17 protein-coding genes are annotated in these 15,909 nt (G+C 71.3%); 4 read left to right on the plus strand and 13 right to left on the minus strand.

What is annotated here, in order from left to right:
• Nucleotides 1-23: 23 nt before the first annotated feature.
• The gene (locus tag WBN91_RS23085; protein WP_337726156.1) at nucleotides 24-863 is read left to right on the plus strand and encodes a class I SAM-dependent methyltransferase; all 840 of its coding nucleotides are present in this window, start codon (nucleotides 24-26) and stop codon (nucleotides 861-863) included.
• Between the two features lies 1 nt (nucleotide 864).
• Here the strand turns inward: WBN91_RS23085 and WBN91_RS23090 are convergent, their stop codons facing one another.
• Nucleotides 865-1,404 carry a GNAT family N-acetyltransferase gene (locus WBN91_RS23090; protein WP_443217779.1) on the minus strand — a complete coding sequence of 180 codons (540 nt, stop codon included), beginning with the start codon at nucleotides 1,402-1,404 and terminating at the stop codon, nucleotides 865-867.
• Nucleotides 1,389-1,973 carry a TetR/AcrR family transcriptional regulator gene (locus WBN91_RS23095; RefSeq protein ID WP_337726154.1) on the minus strand — a complete coding sequence of 195 codons (585 nt, stop codon included), beginning with the start codon at nucleotides 1,971-1,973 and terminating at the stop codon, nucleotides 1,389-1,391. The genes WBN91_RS23090 and WBN91_RS23095 overlap by 16 nt, the downstream gene beginning before the upstream one ends.
• Before the next feature lie 139 nt (nucleotides 1,974-2,112).
• On the opposite strand from WBN91_RS23095, the gene WBN91_RS23100 reads away from it, so the two are divergent.
• A complete protein-coding gene (locus WBN91_RS23100; RefSeq protein ID WP_337726153.1) occupies nucleotides 2,113-3,210 on the plus strand; it encodes an NAD(P)/FAD-dependent oxidoreductase in 1,098 nt (365 codons plus the stop codon).
• A gap of 4 nt (nucleotides 3,211-3,214) precedes the next feature.
• On the opposite strand, the gene WBN91_RS23105 is transcribed toward WBN91_RS23100, so the two are convergent.
• The gene (locus tag WBN91_RS23105) at nucleotides 3,215-3,892 is read right to left on the minus strand and encodes a response regulator (RefSeq protein WP_337726152.1); all 678 of its coding nucleotides are present in this window, start codon (nucleotides 3,890-3,892) and stop codon (nucleotides 3,215-3,217) included.
• 244 nt (nucleotides 3,893-4,136) lie between these two features.
• On the opposite strand from WBN91_RS23105, the gene WBN91_RS23110 reads away from it, so the two are divergent.
• Nucleotides 4,137-4,577, plus strand: coding sequence for a MarR family winged helix-turn-helix transcriptional regulator (locus tag WBN91_RS23110; RefSeq protein WP_337726151.1), 441 nt, complete (start codon nucleotides 4,137-4,139; stop codon nucleotides 4,575-4,577).
• Here the strand turns inward: WBN91_RS23110 and mutM are convergent.
• The 10 genes from mutM to WBN91_RS23160 form a co-directional block, all read right to left on the minus strand.
• Nucleotides 4,574-5,434, minus strand: a complete 861-nt coding sequence (gene mutM / locus WBN91_RS23115; protein ID WP_337726150.1) for a bifunctional DNA-formamidopyrimidine glycosylase/DNA-(apurinic or apyrimidinic site) lyase — start codon at nucleotides 5,432-5,434, stop codon at nucleotides 4,574-4,576. The genes WBN91_RS23110 and mutM overlap by 4 nt on opposite strands.
• A gap of 10 nt (nucleotides 5,435-5,444) precedes the next feature.
• Nucleotides 5,445-5,672, minus strand: coding sequence for a hypothetical protein (locus WBN91_RS23120; protein ID WP_337726149.1), 228 nt, complete (start codon nucleotides 5,670-5,672; stop codon nucleotides 5,445-5,447).
• Nucleotides 5,673-5,677: 5 nt separating this feature from the next.
• Nucleotides 5,678-6,481 (minus strand): ribonuclease III, encoded by an 804-nt coding sequence (gene rnc, locus WBN91_RS23125; RefSeq protein ID WP_337726148.1) that lies wholly within the window; start codon nucleotides 6,479-6,481, stop codon nucleotides 5,678-5,680.
• A 29-nt stretch (nucleotides 6,482-6,510) separates the two neighbouring features.
• Nucleotides 6,511-6,693: a 50S ribosomal protein L32 gene (gene rpmF, locus WBN91_RS23130; protein WP_015104500.1), complete on the minus strand. Its 183-nt coding sequence runs from the start codon at nucleotides 6,691-6,693 to the stop codon at nucleotides 6,511-6,513.
• 2 nt (nucleotides 6,694-6,695) lie between these two features.
• On the minus strand, nucleotides 6,696-7,283 hold the full coding sequence (locus WBN91_RS23135; RefSeq protein ID WP_337726147.1) for a YceD family protein: 588 nt from the start codon (nucleotides 7,281-7,283) through the stop codon (nucleotides 6,696-6,698).
• 138 nt (nucleotides 7,284-7,421) lie between these two features.
• Complete coding sequence (locus WBN91_RS23140; protein WP_309114039.1) at nucleotides 7,422-8,150, minus strand: DivIVA domain-containing protein; 729 nt, start codon at nucleotides 8,148-8,150, stop codon at nucleotides 7,422-7,424.
• Nucleotides 8,151-8,337: 187 nt separating this feature from the next.
• Complete coding sequence (gene coaD, locus WBN91_RS23145; RefSeq protein ID WP_337726146.1) at nucleotides 8,338-8,820, minus strand: pantetheine-phosphate adenylyltransferase; 483 nt, start codon at nucleotides 8,818-8,820, stop codon at nucleotides 8,338-8,340.
• Between the two features lie 53 nt (nucleotides 8,821-8,873).
• Nucleotides 8,874-9,440: a 16S rRNA (guanine(966)-N(2))-methyltransferase RsmD gene (gene rsmD, locus WBN91_RS23150; RefSeq protein ID WP_337726145.1), complete on the minus strand. Its 567-nt coding sequence runs from the start codon at nucleotides 9,438-9,440 to the stop codon at nucleotides 8,874-8,876.
• 188 nt (nucleotides 9,441-9,628) lie between these two features.
• Nucleotides 9,629-10,711: an MBL fold metallo-hydrolase gene (locus tag WBN91_RS23155; protein ID WP_337726144.1), complete on the minus strand. Its 1,083-nt coding sequence runs from the start codon at nucleotides 10,709-10,711 to the stop codon at nucleotides 9,629-9,631.
• Between the two features lie 169 nt (nucleotides 10,712-10,880).
• Nucleotides 10,881-14,258, minus strand: a complete 3,378-nt coding sequence (locus WBN91_RS23160; protein ID WP_337726143.1) for a pyruvate carboxylase — start codon at nucleotides 14,256-14,258, stop codon at nucleotides 10,881-10,883.
• A gap of 304 nt (nucleotides 14,259-14,562) precedes the next feature.
• On the opposite strand from WBN91_RS23160, the gene WBN91_RS23165 reads away from it, so the two are divergent.
• Nucleotides 14,563-15,774, plus strand: coding sequence for a hypothetical protein (locus WBN91_RS23165; RefSeq protein ID WP_337726142.1), 1,212 nt, complete (start codon nucleotides 14,563-14,565; stop codon nucleotides 15,772-15,774).
• The last annotated feature ends 135 nt before the right edge of the window (nucleotides 15,775-15,909 follow it).

Consider the following 15,909-nt stretch of genomic DNA (forward strand, 5'->3'; position numbering starts at 1 on the left):
GCGGCGGCGGTAGCGTCCGGCGGATGACCGTGCCGGTGGATCCGACCAACTCCGACCAGCTCTCCGCGTGGGACGGCGACCAGGGCGCCTTCTGGGCCGACCACGCCGACCACTTCGACGCGGGCGCCGCCCGGTACCACGAACGGCTGCTCGACGCGGCCCGCGTGACCCCGTCCGACCGCGTCCTGGACATCGGCTGCGGCACCGGCAAGTCCACCCGCGACGCCGCCCGCCGCGCCGCGCACGCCCTCGGTGTGGACCTGTCCTCCAGGATGGTCGAGGAGGCCCGGCGGCGGGCCGAGCGGGAGGGCCTCGCCAACGTCGCGTTCGAGCAGGCCGACGCCCAGGTCCACCCGTTCCCCGAAGCCGCGTTCGACCTGGTGATCAGCCGCCACGGGGTGATGTTCTTCGGCGACCCGGAGAAGGCGTTCGCCAACATCGCGACCGCGCTGCGGCCCGGCGGCCGGATGGCGCTGCTGACGTGGCAACCCCTGGCGCGCAACGAGTTCGCGTCCACGTTCCGCGCGCTGGTCGCCGACGGCAAGCCCGTGCCCGAGCCGCCGTCCACGGGGGCGCACCCGTTCTCGCTGAGCGACCCGGACCGGGTCCGCGCGCTGTTGACCGGCGCGGGCATGACCGACGTCGAGCTGCACGCCGTCAGCGAACCGGTGTGGCTGGGTGACGACGTGGAGGACGCGCTGGCGTTCATCACCGCCCGCCAGGCCGCTCAACTGGCCGAACTCGACGAGGACGCGCGAGCACGAGTCGTCGAGGCCACGCGGGAGAACATCACGCGGCACCTGGGCGAGCACGGGGTGCGTTATCAGTCCGCCGCGTGGATCGTGCTGGCCACCAAGGCCTGAGTCACCACACGTCCCCGTCGCGCCAGTCGCACACCAGGTCGCCGTCCACGTCCAACGGCACCGCGACGGGCAGCACGTGGACACCGCCGTCGTCGTCCTCGGTGCGCACGACCCCGCTCGGGGCGAGCACCGAGGACGGCCCGCGCCACAACACCCAGCCCCGCCGGGCGTAGAAGTCCAGGGCGTCCTCGCTCGCGCTCAGCGCACCCAAGTCGTAGGCGCCGCGGACCACCCGCTCCAGCGCCGCCATCACGGCCGCGCCGTGCCCCCGCCCCCGCCGGTCCGCGCGCACCGCGACGGCCTCGACGTACCCGGCCCGCAACGCCCGCCCGCCGTGCAGCAGCCGCCGTTGCACCACGGACCCGTGCCCGACCAGGTCGACCCCTTCCCACGCGAACGCGTGCACGCCGCCGAGGGCGTGGTCCCAGTCGTGGTCGGAGAAGTCGCCGTCGAAGGCGTCGTCGCACAGCTCGCGCGCCGCCTTGAGCACCCGGCTGTCCACGTCGGAGGTGTGCAGGACAGTGATCACCGCGCCGCCAATCCCTTGTCCACCAACGACATCAAGGTACGCGCCAACTCGTCCGCGTCGGCGGCGGGCAGCAGGCCGGCCAGGACCTGCGAGCACAGGCCGTGCACCACGCAGGACACCAGCAGGGTCACGTCCGCGACCGGGTGGGGCGCCAGTTCGCCGGAGGCCTGCGCCGCCTCGACCCCCTCGACGATCCGGGCGTGGACGCGCCGCTCGGCCGCCACGAGGTCGGGGAAGTCGGCGCGGCGCGGGACGTCGTCAGAGGCGAACATCAGCCGGTACAGGGACGGGTTGGCCAGCGCGAACTCCAGGTGGGCGCCGGCGATGCCGTGCAGCGGAGCGCCGTCCGACACAGCGACCGCCGCCAGTTCCCCGAACCCCTGTGCCATCACGGCAGCGACCAGCGCGGCCTTGTCCGCGAAGTGCCGGCGCGCGGTGGCGTCCGACACCCCGGCCTCGGCGGCGGCCTTGTGCAGGGTCAGGCCCTCCGCGCCCTCGGCGTCCACCAGCGCGCGGGCGGCCGTGACCAGGCCCTCGCGCAGGGCACCGGCCTGGTAGGGCCTCCGCGGCGATGTGACCACCGGCAACTCCCCTCTCGTGACCGCCTTGCCGTCAATCCTGCGCCCAGCCTGCCCCACCGCCGCGTGGCGCACGTCACAGCGGACCGGTGTCACGGGTCGGCCCGCCGTCTCGCTCCACCCTCGACGAAAGGACGGGGACATGACGGAGATCGTGGTCATCGGCGCCGGCTACGCGGGACTCGCGGCGGCCAAGCTCGCGGCACGCTGGACCGGCGCGAAGGTCACCCTGGTCAACGAGCGCGACCGGTTCGTGGAACGGGTGCGGCTGCACCAGCTCGCGGCCGGCCAGACCCTGCGCGACCGGCCGCTGGCGGACCTGCTGCGCGGCACGGGCGTCGAACTGGTGGTGGACCGGGTCACGGCGATCGACCCGGACACCCGCAAGGTCCACCTGCGGGGCGGGGCGCTGTCCTACGACAAGCTGGTCTACGCCCTGGGCAGCCGGGCGGACCTGGACTCGGTGCCGGGCGTCCGCGAGCACGCCCACACCGTGGCCACGCGCGAGGAGGCCGAACGCCTGCGCGCCGACCTGGCGAACGCCCGCGTGGTCGCAGTGGCGGGCGGCGGCCTGACCGGCATCGAGGCCGCCGCGGAGTTCGCCGAGAGCCACCCAGACCTGGAGGTCCACCTGGTCACCGCCGGCGACCTGGGCGCGACGCTCTCGCCGGCCGGCCGCGCCCACCTGCGCAAGGCGTTCACCCGCCTGGGTGTCGTGGTGCACGAGCAGGCCCGCATCACCGCCGTGGACGCCGGGGGCCTGGTGCTGGCCGACGGACGGGTCGACGCGGACACCGTGGTGTGGACGGCGGGCTTCACCGTGCCGGAGCTGGCCCGCGAGGCCGGGTTCGAGGTGGACGCGCGGGGCCGGATGGTGGTCGACCAGACCCAGGCGTCGGTGTCGCACCCGGACGTGGTGGCCGTGGGCGACGCCGCCGCCATGCGCCGCCCGGACGGGCTGGAGCTGCGGATGGCGTGCGCGACCGGTCTGCCGACGACGCAACGGGCGGTCCGGGCGCTGGCCGACAAGCTGGAGGGGCGCGAGCCGAAGCCGTTCCGGTTCTCCTACATCAACCAGTGCGTGAGCCTGGGCCGCCGGGACGGCCTGATCCAGTTCGTGCACGCGGACGACAGCCCCAAGGCCAAGGTCCTGACCGGCCGCTGGGCGGCGCGCTACAAGGAGCTGGTGGTGAAGACGACGATCTTGTTCGAGCGCCACCCCACCATGCCGGCGGGCTGAGCGGTCACAGCTCGAAGCGGTAGCCCATGCCGGGTTCGGTCACCAGGTGGCGGGGGTGCGCCGGTTCCGGTTCGAGTTTGCGGCGCAGTTGGGCCAGGTACACGCGGAGGTAATGAGTTTCTTTCGCGTATTGCGGTCCCCACACCTCCTGCAACAACTGCTTCTGCGCCACCAACCGCCCCCGGTTCCGGGCCAGGATCTCCAGCAACCCCCATTCGGTCGGGGTCAGGTGGACTTCCCGGCCCTCCCGGACGACCTTCTTCGCCGCCAGGTCCACGGTGAACGACGCCGTCTGCACGACGGCGTCCTCGCCCTCGGTCACCGCCGACCGCCGCACCGCCGCCCGCAGCCGCGCCAGCAGCTCGTCCATCCCGAACGGCTTGGTCACGTAGTCGTCCGCGCCGGCGTCGAGCGCCTCGACCTTGTCCGTCGAGTCCGTCCGCGCCGACAGCACGATGATCGGCACCGACGTCCACCCGCGCAGCCCCGCGATGACCTCGGTGCCGTCCACGTCGGGCAGCCCGAGGTCCAGCACCACGACGTCCGGCTTGCCCTCGGCGGCGGCCTTGAGCGCCGCCGTCCCGTCGTGCGCCGTGAGCACCGCGTAGCCCCGCGCGGACAGGTTGATCCGCAGCGCGCGCACGATCTGCGGTTCGTCGTCGACCACGAGCACCTTCGTCACGGTCCGACACTACGTCCAATCGGTCGCCGCTCGCTGTCCGTGGTCGATTCTGACGTGGTCTTGACGGCCCCCAACACCGCTTTTATGGCGTTTTAGCGGTCCGCTGACCGCATCGGTGCGGAAAGCGTGAGTACATCCGGGTGCGAATGAATCCGTTTGCTGGACAGGGGTCGCGCGATAGTGCAAATGTCCTGTCCGAATTCGGACAACCGCTCACGGTCGGTGAGCCACGAGGAGGTCTTAGATGACCACCAGTGTGACCAACCAAGACGCATTACAGCTCGTGGTCGCCGTGCACCGACTGGTCCGCAGCCTGCGGCAGTCGGCGTCGGTCCGCAGGCTGCAACCCACTCAACTGCTCGTCCTCGCCGAGCTGGCCGCGCAAGGCCCCATGCGGATCGGCGAGATCGCGGTGCGCGCGCTGTGCTCGCAGCCCACGGCCACGACCGTCGTGACGGGACTGGAGTCCAGCGGCCTGGTGCGCCGCGAAGCCGACCCGGCCGACGGGCGGGCGACCATCGTGGAGTTGACCGGCGCGGGCCGGGACACGATCGTCTCCCTCGCGCACGGCGAGGCCGAGCTGCTCTGCGAACGGCTCTCGCGGCTGTCCGAAGAGGAGCGCGACCACGTCCGCTCGGTCACGCCGCTGCTGCGCCGCCTCGGCGATCCGCCGCGCGCCCGTTAAAGACCGCGCGGCCTCGGCTGGCAGCGCGGGCACGAGTACGACGACCGGTTCATGAACGGTTCCCGCACCACGGCCGTGCCACATCGGCGGCACGGCCGGTTCTCCTGACCGTAAACGTCGAGCGAACGGTCGAAGTACCCGGATTGGCCGTTCACGTTGACGTACAGAGCGTCGAAAGAAGTCCCACCCTCGCCCAGGGCCTCGTGCATGACCTGGGTGGCGTGCCCGAGCAGTTCCACCGCTTTCGGGCGCGTCAGCTTGTCCGTCGGGCGCAGACCGTGCAGCTTGGACCGCCACAGCGCCTCGTCGGCGTAGATGTTGCCCACACCGGACACCAGGGTCTGGTCCAGCAGCGCCCGCTTCACCTCGGTCCGCCGCCGTCGCAGCGCCGCCACGGCCGCAGCGAGGTCGAACGCCGGGTCCATCGGGTCGCGCGCGATGTGCGCGACGGGCTCCGGCAACGCCGTGCCGTCCACCTCGACCAGTTCGGCCAGCGCGAGCCCGCCGAACGTCCGCTGGTCCACGAACCGCAGCTCAGGGCCGCCGTCGGCGAACCGGACCCGCACCCGGAGGTGCTTCTCGTCCGGGGCGTCGTGCGGCTGGACCAGCATCTGGCCGCTCATCCCCAGGTGGGCGAGCAGCGCGTCCCCGTCGGACAGGTCCACCCACAGGTACTTGCCCCGACGCCGGGCCTCGACCATCGTCCGACCCGTCAACCGATGCGCGAAATCCGCCGCACCGGGCAGGTGGCGGCGGATCGCACGGGGGTGCAGGACCTCGACGGAGGCGACGGTCCTACCGGCCACGTGCTCGTGCAGGCCTCGGCGGACTACTTCGACCTCGGGCAGCTCGGGCACGTGCGGTGGGTCAGTCCTCGTTCTCGGCGGTCTCTTCGGCGGCCTTCTGCTCCAGCTCCTCCAGCAGCTCGTAGGCGGCGGCCTGCGGCTTGGTCGGCTTGAGCATCCAGCCACCGTTCTGGGCGGTGTCGCGCACCAGGACCAGGCCCTGGATGCCGCCGCTGCGGGTGGCGTTCAACGGTCGAGAGGGTCGGCGGTCGCGCACGCGCCGGGTCGTCCGGACGTTCGTGGCATACATCGGCGTCAGTCTTCCTTGGTGTGTGAAGTCTGCGGTGTCGCCGAGTTCTGGGCGTGGCCGTTGCCGGCCGCGGCGGCCTCTTGCTCCGCGCGGACCCGTTCCGACAGCACCCGGTAGGCGGCCTCGGCCGCCTTCTGCTCGGCTTCCTTCTTGGTGCGGCCGTCGCCGGCGCCGTGGGACTGGCCACCCACGATCACCGTGGCGGTGAACTCCTTGCGGTGGTCGGGACCCTGGTCGTCCACCCGGTACTCGGGGACGCCCAGCCCGGCCGAAGCCGTCAGCTCCTGAAGGCTGGTCTTCCAGTCCAGACCCGCGCCGCGCAGCGGCGCCTCCGCCAACAGCGGGTCGAACAGGCGGTGGACCAGTTGACGGGCGGTGTCGATGCCGAACTGCAAGTACACCGCGCCGATGACGGCCTCCAGGCCGTCCGCGAGGATGCTCGCCTTGTCCCTGCCCCCGGTCAGCTCCTCGCCGCGACCGAGCAGCAGGTGCCCGCCCAGACCGTCGTCACCCAGGCCGCGGGCCACGCCGGCCAGCGCGTGCATGTTCACCACGCTGGCCCGCAACTTCGCGAGCTGGCCCTCGGGCAGTTCCGGGTGGGTCTGGTAGAGGTGGTCGGTGACGACGAGGCCGAGCACCGCGTCGCCCAGGAATTCCAGTCGCTCGTTCGGCGGCAGACCGCCGTTCTCGTACGCGTACGACCGGTGTGTCAGTGCGAGCGTCAGCAGCTCGGCGTCCAAGGGGACGCCGAGCGCTTCGAGCAACGGGGCGCGGTCGGCGGACCGACCGCGCGACGACCTGCCCCCCACTGTGCGCCGCTTCTCTTCGCTGGAGGAGGTCAGGCCGGCTGGACGACCTGGCGGCCGTCGTACTGGCCGCAGGCCGGGCAGGCGACGTGCTGCGGCTTCGGCTGGCGGCAGGCCCGGTTCGAGCAGGCCACCAGGTGCACGGCAGCGGTCTTCCACTGAGCGCGGCGCGAGCGCGTGTTCGAGCGCGACATCTTCCGCTTCGGGACGGCCACGACTAGTTCTCCTCTGGATTGTCACGATTCCCGTCGAACCGCTCCTGGAGAGCGGCCCACCGGGGGTCAATCGTCTCATGCCCGTGGTCGGGGCCGAGCTCAGCCAGCTTGCCACCGCAGTCGACGCACAGCCCGGGGCAGTCCGGCGAGCACAGCGGCACCTGTGGGAGCGACAGCACGATGGCGTCGTTCACCACGGGTTCGAGGTCGACCAGGTCGTCGTGCAACCGACTGACCTCGTCCTCCTCGGTGGTCTCGTCCGTGGTGCTGTCCGGGTAGGCGTACAGCTCCGTCAGCTCCACCTCGACCTTCGCCGACAGCGGTTCCAGGCAGCGCGAGCACTCCCCTTCGACCACCGTCGAGGCCGTGCCCGTCACCAGGACGCCCTCCACCACCGACTCCAACAGGAGGTCGAGGTCGACGACGCCACCCTTCGGCACCGCGATCACGCCTTCGAGGCCCATGCCCTCGGCCGGCACCGACCTGGTGACCCCGCGTGAAGAGCCCGCACGACGCCCGAGGTCCCTGGTGTCGATGACCCAGGGCCCGGTGGCTGCGGGACGCGCGGAGGCGTGACGGTGCTCAGACATGATGTTGGTGGTTGCCGCCGGGTGACTTACCACGGCCAGCCGGTCAAGGGTACGGGACAAGGGGCCGGGACGTGAAATCGGGTGCTCAGGGGCTTGCCGGCCGGTGGGTACTCAGTGGGGTCGGCAGTCCTGAAGGGTTCAGCGGGCCGCGGACTCGTGGTAGTCGAAGGGCGCCGCCGCCGCGTTGACCGCCGGGCCGCGCAGGTGCGAGCGGCCCTTGCCGACGCTGCGGAGGGTGTGCGCGAGCAGGTCCTCGAAGTCGGCGAGCTTGCCGTCCACGTAGGCGTCGCACTCGTTGCGCAGCCGGATCGCCTCGGCCTGGGCGGCCTCCAGGATGCGCGCGGACTCGGCGTGCGAGGCCTGCACCACCTCGGTGGCGTCGACCAGGCGGGCCTGCTCGGCGCGACCCTCCTCGATGGCGCGCTCGTAGTTGGCGCGACCGGCCTGCACCATGCGGTCGGCCTCGGCGTGGGCGCGGCCGACCAGGTCCTCGTACTCCTGGCGACCGGCGGTGACGGTCCGCTGGGCCTGGTCCTCGGCCTCGGCGACCATCCGCTCGGCGCGCGAGCGGGCCTCCGACAGCATCCGCTCGGCCTCGTGCTGGGCCTCGGCGACGATCCGCTCGGCCTCGGCGCGGGCCTTGCTGGTGGCGGCCTCCAGCTCGTGCTGGGCCTTGCCGACCAGCTCGTCGCGGTGGTCGAGGACGTCCTGCGCGTCGTCCAGCTCGGCCGGGATGGCGTCGCGGACGTCGTCGAGCAGTTCGAGCACGTCACCGCGCGGGACGACGCACCCGGAGGTCATCGGCACGCCACGCGCTTCCTCGACGATCGTGACCAGCTCGTCGAGGGCCTCGAACACCCGGTACACGGCACACTCCCCACGCCACACACTGCGGTACCCGTCCTAGTGTGCCCTGCCGGGTCGATCGGCGCGGGGAGATCGGGAGCGCGTGTTGGGGTGGACGGCGCTTTGTCGGGGGCCGGTGCGAGGTGGTCGCTCATGCGAGTGGCCGGACCACCACATCGAGTGAAGATCCGGCCACGGGGAGGTGAATTCAGCGGCGTTCTTTGAGGCGCTGGGACAGTCGGGCCTCGATGGACGGGGGCAGCAGCGTCGACACGTCGCCGCCGTAGGTCGCCACGTCCTTCACCAGCGAGCTGGCCAGGAAGCTGTAGAGGGGGTTGGTCGGCATGAACAGCGTGTCCACGCCGGTGAGCTGGTGGTTCATCTGCGCCATCTGGAGCTCGTAGTCGTAGTCACTGACCGCGCGGAGACCCTTGACGATGGCCTTGATGTCGTTCTCCCGGCAGTAGTCGACCAGCAGGCCGTGCCAGGAGTCCACCCGCACGTTCGGCCACTGGGCCGTCACCTCGCGGAGCATGTCCGTGCGCTCTTCCACCGAGAACAGGGTCTTCTTGTTCTTGTTGATGAGCACGGCGACGACGACCTCGTCGAAGAGCTTCGCCGCTCTACCGATGATGTCCAGGTGTCCGTTGGTGGCCGGGTCGTAGGAGCCGGGGCACACGGCACGCGTCATGGTTTCGGACGGTAGCACCCGATCGGATGCGTCCAGTCCGGTCGTGGTCCGCATCACCCGCGCGGGCCGGCGTGCTCCGCCCAGTACAGCGCCGTGTCGCCGTATCGCTTGCTGCGCAAGGATTCCAGCGCAGGTGGCCAGATCGGTTCAGGAGTCCGCGCGGACCGCTCGACGACGACCACCGACCCGGGCGCGGTCCACCCGTTCCCGACCAGCGCGGCGAGGACCTCGGCCAGCTGGGCGTCGGTCACGTCGTAGGGCGGATCGGCGAAAACGACGTCGCACGGGGCCTCGGGCGGGTTCGCGACGGCGGCCAGGGCGGTGCGGTTCACGATCTGCGCGCCGGGCAGGCCGAGGGTCCGGGCGTTGCCCTTCAGCACTTCGGCAGCCCGCTTGTCCGACTCGACGAACGTGGCGTGCGCCGCACCCCGCGACAACGCCTCGAACCCGAGCGCCCCGCTGCCCGCGTAGAGGTCGAGCACGCGGAGCCCGTCGAGGTCGACGAGCGCTTCGAGCGAGCTGAACAACGCCTCGCGCACCCGGTCGGAGGTCGGTCGGGTGCCCTTCGGGGGCACTTGGAGGCGCCGGCCCCCGGCCACGCCCGCCACGATCCTGGTCATGGGGAGATTGTCGCCCGACGGGCCGGGCGTGCCGGGCACGCCTCGGTCGCAGCGCGCCACCGTCGACCGGGATCACCTGTGCCGGTGGTCGCGACCCGCCTGGCGGGGACGTGAGGACCGCCACAGTCGCGTCCGCGTCCACCGCAGCACGCGCGCGGCAGTCGGCGGGCGTCCACAGTGGATGGTCCTCAGGCCAGGGCTTGCCACCACCCGTCGACCTGCGGGGGATCGTTCACGTCGATCTTCTCACCGGGCCGCGGGACGGCGAGCGGGATCTCCCACGCCTTGGCCTCGCGCCACACCCGGTCGACGGGCTCGGACCAGTCGTGGAAGGCCAGGTTGAAGGTCGCCCAGTGCACCGGCACCAGCAGCCCGCCCCGGACGTCCCGGTGCGCGGCGACGCCTTCTTCGGGCGTCATGTGGATGTCGGGCCAGCCGGGGCCGTACGCGCCGATCTGGATCAGCGAGGCGTCGAAGGGGCCGTACTTGTCGCCGATGCGCTTGTAGCCGTCGAAGTACCCGGTGTCACCGCTGTAGTACACGCGGTGTTCGGGGCCGAGGATGACCCAGGACGCCCACAGCGTGTTGTCCCGCTGGAACCCGCGGCCGGAGAAGTGCTGGGCGGGCGAGGCGACCAGGCGCACCCCGGCGACCTCGTGCGACTCCTCCCAGTCCAGCTCGACGATCCGCGACTCCGGCACCTTCCAGCGGCGCAGGTGCGCCCCGATGCCCAACGGGACCACGAAGACGGCGTGCGTGGTCGTGGTCAGGTCGCGGACGGTGGCCTGGTCGAGGTGGTCGTAGTGGTCGTGCGAGATGACCACGGCGTCCACCGGCCCGACCTCGGAGAGCGTGTGCGGCACCGGGTGCAGCCGCTTGGGTCCGACCAGCTGGGACGGCGAGCACCGGTCGCTCCACACGGGGTCGAGCAGGATCCGGGCGCCGTCGATCTCGACCAATGTGGACGCGTGCCCGTACCAGGTGAGGTGCAGCCCTTCGGTGGCGAGGTCGGTCGCCCGCACCAACGGCACGTCCCCGACGGGATGCCTTTGCTGCCCACCGAAAACCAACTCACGCGCGGTGTCCCCGGCACTCCCGGCCGGCATGGTCCGCGTCCGCACGGCGTTGTGGAACTTCCCGTCCCAATACCGCGGCGACCGCCACACGCGCTCCCCACCGGGCCGCCCGCCCAACGCGGCAGGCACGTCCCGCAACCCCCACGCGACCGCGCCGGCCGCCAACCCGAGCAGCGCTGCGGTGACCTTCTTCATGGCTCCTCCAACGCCGAGACGCCCGACCGGGTTCCCCCATCCGATGGAGATAACCCGAGACCCACGTCACCGCCACTCGAAACGCGACGACCTCGACCCCCGAACGACCCCGGGCACGAACCGGGCCGGGCACCCACGCGGATGCCCGGCCCGTTCCGAACGACGATCCCTACTCCAGCACGATCAGCAGGTCGCCACCTTCCACCTGCTGCACCCCGCCCACGGCCAGCCGCTTCACGCGACCCGCCTTCGGCGCGGTGATCGCCGCCTCCATCTTCATCGCCTCGATGGTCGCCACCGTCTGGCCGGCCTCGACCGAATCGCCCTCCGCCACCGACGGCGTGACAACCCCCGCGAACGGCGCGGCCACGTGGTCCGGGTTGGTCCGGTCCGCCTTCTCCGCCGCCGGGATCTCCGCCGCGATGGACCGGTCGCGGACCTGGATCGGCCGGAGTTGGCCGTTCAGGGTCGCCATGACCGTGCGCATGCCCCGTTCGTCCGCCTCGCCGATGGCCTCCAGGCCGATCAGCAGGCGCACGCCCGGCTCCAGGTCGACCTGGTACTCCTCGCCCGGCCGCAGGCCGTAGAAGAAGTCCTTGCTGGTCAACACGCTCGTGTCGCCGTACGCGTCGCGGTGCGCGCGGAACTCCTTGGTCGGCGCCGGGAACAGCAGGCGGTTGAGGGTGTTGCGGCGGTCCGTCGCCAGGCCGGCCTCGTCCTCCGGGGTCAGTGACGCCACGCCCTTCGGGGCCGCCCGGCCCTGCAACGCCTTGCTGCGGAACGGCTCCGGCCAGCCGCCGGGCGGGTCGCCCAGTTCGCCGGACAGGAAGCCGACCACCGACGCCGGGATGTCGAAGCGGCCCGGGTCGGCCTCGAAGTCCTTCGGGGACACGCCCGCGCCCACCAGGTGCAGCGCCAGGTCGCCGACGACCTTGGACGACGGCGTCACCTTCACCAGGCGACCGAGCATCCGGTCCGCCGCCGCGTACATGGCCTCGATCTCCTCGAACTTCTGCCCGAGACCGAGCGCGACCGCCTGGGTGCGCAGGTTGGACAGCTGCCCGCCGGGGATCTCGTGGTGGTACACGCGACCGGTCGGCCCGGGGATGCCGGACTCGAACGGCGCGTACACCTTGCGCACGGCCTCCCAGTACGGCTCGATGTCGCACACCGCCTGCAACGACAGGCCCGTGGCGTGCTCGGTGTGGTCGGTGGCCGCGACGATCGCCGACAGCGGCGGCTGGGACGTCGTGCCCGCCATCGACGCCGACGCGCCGTCCACCGCGTCCACACCGGACTGGATGGCCGCGAGGTAGGTCGCCAGCTGACCGCCCGCCGTGTCGTGCGTGTGCAGGTGCACGGGCAGGTCGAACTCCTTGCGCAGCGCGGTGATCAGCCGCGCGGCGGCGGGCGGGCGCAGCAGGCCCGCCATGTCCTTCACGGCCAGCACGTGCGCGCCCGCGCCGACGATCTGCTCGGCCAGCTTGAGGTAGTAGTCGAGCGTGTAGAGCCGCTCGTCCGGGTTGGACAGGTCGGCTGTGTAGCACAGCGCCACCTCGGCGACGGCCGTCCCGGTCTCGCGGACGGCCTCGATCGCCGGGCGCATCTGCTCGACGTCGTTGAGCGCGTCGAAGATCCGGAAGATGTCGATGCCGGTCTTGGTCGCCTCTTCGACGAACGCCGAGGTCACGGCCTCCGGGTACGGCGTGTAGCCGACCGTGTTCCGGCCGCGCAGCAGCATCTGGAGGGTGATGTTGGGCACGGCTTCGCGCAGCGCCGCCAGCCGCTCCCACGGGTCCTCCGCGAGGAACCGCAGCGCCACGTCGTAGGTCGCGCCGCCCCACGCCTCCAGGGACAGCAGCTGCGGCGTCAGGCGCGCCACGTGCGGCGCGACCGCGAGCAGGTCCTTGGTGCGCACGCGGGTCGCGAGCAGCGACTGGTGGGCGTCGCGGAACGTCGTGTCCGTGACCGCCAGCGCCTTGCTCTCCCGCAGCCACCGGGCGAAGCCCTCGGGCCCCAGGTCGGTCAGCTTCTGCTTGGACCCGGCCGGCGGTTCGACGTTCAGGTCCGCGACGGGCAGCTTGTCCTTCGGGTCCACCGCCGCCGGGCGCGGGCCGTTGGGCTTGTTGACCGTCACGTCCGCCAGGTAGGTCAGCATGCGCGTGCCGCGGTCGGCGGAGTGCCGGGCGGTCAGCAGGTGCGGGCGCTTCTCGATGAACGAGGTGGTGACGCGGCCCTGGTAGAAGTCCTCGTCGTCCAGCACCGCCTGGAGGAACGGGATGTTCGTGGACACACCGCGGATGCGGAACTCGGCCACCGCGCGGCGGGCGCGGGCCACGGCCGCGGCGAACGTCCGGCCGCGGCAGGACAGCTTGACCAGCATCGAGTCGAAGTGCGCGCTGACGACCGTGCCGGCGCCGGTGGTGCCGCCGTCCAGCCGGATGCCCGAGCCGCCCGGCGAGCGGTAGGCGCTGATCATGCCGGTGTCCGGGCGGAACCCGTTGGCCGGGTCCTCGGTGGTGATGCGGCACTGGAGGGCCGCGCCGCGCAGCTGCACGGTGTCCTGGCTCAGGCCGAGGTCTTCGAGCGTCTCGCCCGACGCGATGCGCATCTGCGACTGCACCAGGTCGACGTCGGTGACCTCCTCGGTCACCGTGTGCTCGACCTGGATGCGCGGGTTCATCTCGATGAAGACGTAGTTGCCGTTCGGGTCGAGCAGGAACTCGACGGTGCCCGCGTTGCGGTAGCCGATGTGGCGGGCGAACCGGACGGCGTCGTTGCAGATGCGCTCGCGCAGCTCGGGGTCGAGGTTGGGCGCGGGCGCGATCTCGATGACCTTCTGGTGGCGGCGTTGCACCGAGCAGTCCCGCTCGAACAGGTGGATCACGTTGCCCTCGCCGTCGGCGAGGATCTGCACCTCGATGTGGCGGGGCTCGACGACGGCCTGCTCCAGGAACACCGTCGGGTCGCCGAACGCCGACTCGGCCTCGCGGGACGCGGCCTCCAGGGCCTCCCGCAGCGCGGCCGGGTCCTCCACGCGCCGCATACCGCGGCCACCGCCGCCGGCGACGGCCTTCACGAACACCGGGAAGTCGATGCCCTTCGCGGCTTCGAGCAGCGCGTCGATGTCACTGGACGGCTCGCTGGACCGCAGCACCGGCAGCCCGGCCTCGCGGGCGGCGGCGATCGCACGGGCCTTGTTGCCGGTCAACTCCAGCACGTCGTTCGGCGGACCCACGAACGTGATGCCCGCGTCCGCGCACGCCTTGGCCAGCTCGGGGTTCTCCGAGAGGAAGCCGTAACCCGGGTAGACCGCGTCGGCGCCGGCCTTGCGCGCGGCCTTGATGATCTCGTCGACGGACAGGTAGGCCCGGACGGGGTGGCCGGGCTCGCCGATCTCGTAGGACTCGTCCGCCTTGAGCCGGTGCAGCGAGTTGCGGTCTTCGTGGGGGAAGACGGCAACGGTGCCGGCGCCCAGCTCGTAGGCAGCGCGAAAAGCCCGGATCGCGATCTCGCCGCGGTTGGCGACAAGAACCTTGCGGAACATTCGGCGTTCCCTCCCAGGTCAGTCGGCGTTCAATCAAGGCACGCTACCGTGATGTTCCCGCTGGTCGGGAGTTCCATCCCACGTGACGGACGTCATCGTGATCGGTCACTCACCCGGTCAAGAGGGGCGCACGGCCGGGGAATTGTCCCGTGCCGGGGTCCCGCCCGCAGCCCCCCATCGATCGGCTCACACTGCGGGACGTTGACAAGTGCGGTGGACTGTGAGCGCACGATCACCGACCCGTTACAGCGTGTTCGCTGCATCGGGTGAATGGCGGAGTCGACTTCTCGGTAGGGTTGGGCACATGGCCGGGGCTGAAGGGACGGGGCAGCCTGCTGCCCGCACCCACTTCGACGTCGTTCTGCGCGGGTACAACCAGCGGCAGGTCAACGAGCGCGTGACACGCCTGGAGTTCGACCTGAAGAACTCCAACCGCGCACGCGACGCCGCGGCGGCCCAGGTGGGCGAGCTGACCAAGCTCCTCAACACCACCCGCGCGGAGCTGGACAAGGTCAAGGCGCAACTGGGCAACCTGGCCAACAGCCCGGTCAGCGCCTCGAACGTCACCGACCGCGTGCGCGTGATGATGACCCTGGCCGAGGAGGAGATCGCCGACATCCGCCAGGGCGCCCTGGACCAGGCCAACGCCACCCGAGCCGAAGCCGACCGCTTCGCCGCCGAGGGCCGCGCGGCCCACCAGCGGGCAATGGCCGAGGTCGAGGACCGTCGCAAGCAACTGGAAGCGGCCCACCAGCAACGCACGAAGGAGCTGGAACAGCAGTACCAGGAGCGCCGCGCAGAGCTGGAGAAGCAACACGAGGACCTACGCGCCAAGCTGACCGCCGAACACGAGGCCCTCCTGGCCCAAACCCGCGCGGACCACGAACGCCTGGCGGCGGAGTTCGACGAGAAGACCAAGGACCTGGAAAAGCGCCGGGTAGACCTGGACGCCAAGTACAAGGGCTACCACGACGACCTCGACAAGGAGTACGACGAACTCCGCACCACCCTCCGCAAGGAGCACGAGGTGCACGTCGTAGAGGCCAAGGCCGAGGCGGCCAGGCTCCTGGAGGAAGCGAAGGCCGAGGTCGGCAAGCTCCGCGAAGACTCCGCCAAGCAAATCGCCGACCTGGAGGCAGAGGCCCTGGCCAAGGCGGAAAAGGCCGTGGCCGACGCCAACGCCCAAGCCGAAAAGACCCTCACCGAGGCAACGGCAGAGGCAAAGAACAAGATCGCCGACGCCAACACCTACGCCGACGAACGCATCACGGCAGCAGACCGAAAGCTGACGGAACTGCACACGGTCCACAAGGCCTTGACCGAACAGTTCACCGCAGCCCAGGAAGCCGTCCTGAACGCAGTAGCCGCCCTCTCGCCCCTCGACATCGAGGCCAACGAGGACGCCGAGGGCTCAGAGGACACGGAGAACGCCAAGGCCACACAGGAAGCGGACAAGTCAGACATCCCCGCCTCCGAACAGCCAACAAAGCAACTCCGAATCCCCAACAAGAACTAACCCAAGCCCGCCCACGCCCACGCCCACGGCCAGCTCCCGCGCCCGAAGGGCGCGCTTCTCCTTTGGGCTCGCGCAGCAGACCTCCCAACTTGGGCTTCTTCCGTCATCCCCGTATGGCCTGCCCGAAGGGCTACC

Origin of the sequence: Saccharothrix sp. CCNWYY140 (assembly GCF_037401995.1) — a bacterium.
Lineage (GTDB): Bacteria > Actinomycetota > Actinomycetes > Mycobacteriales > Pseudonocardiaceae > Actinosynnema.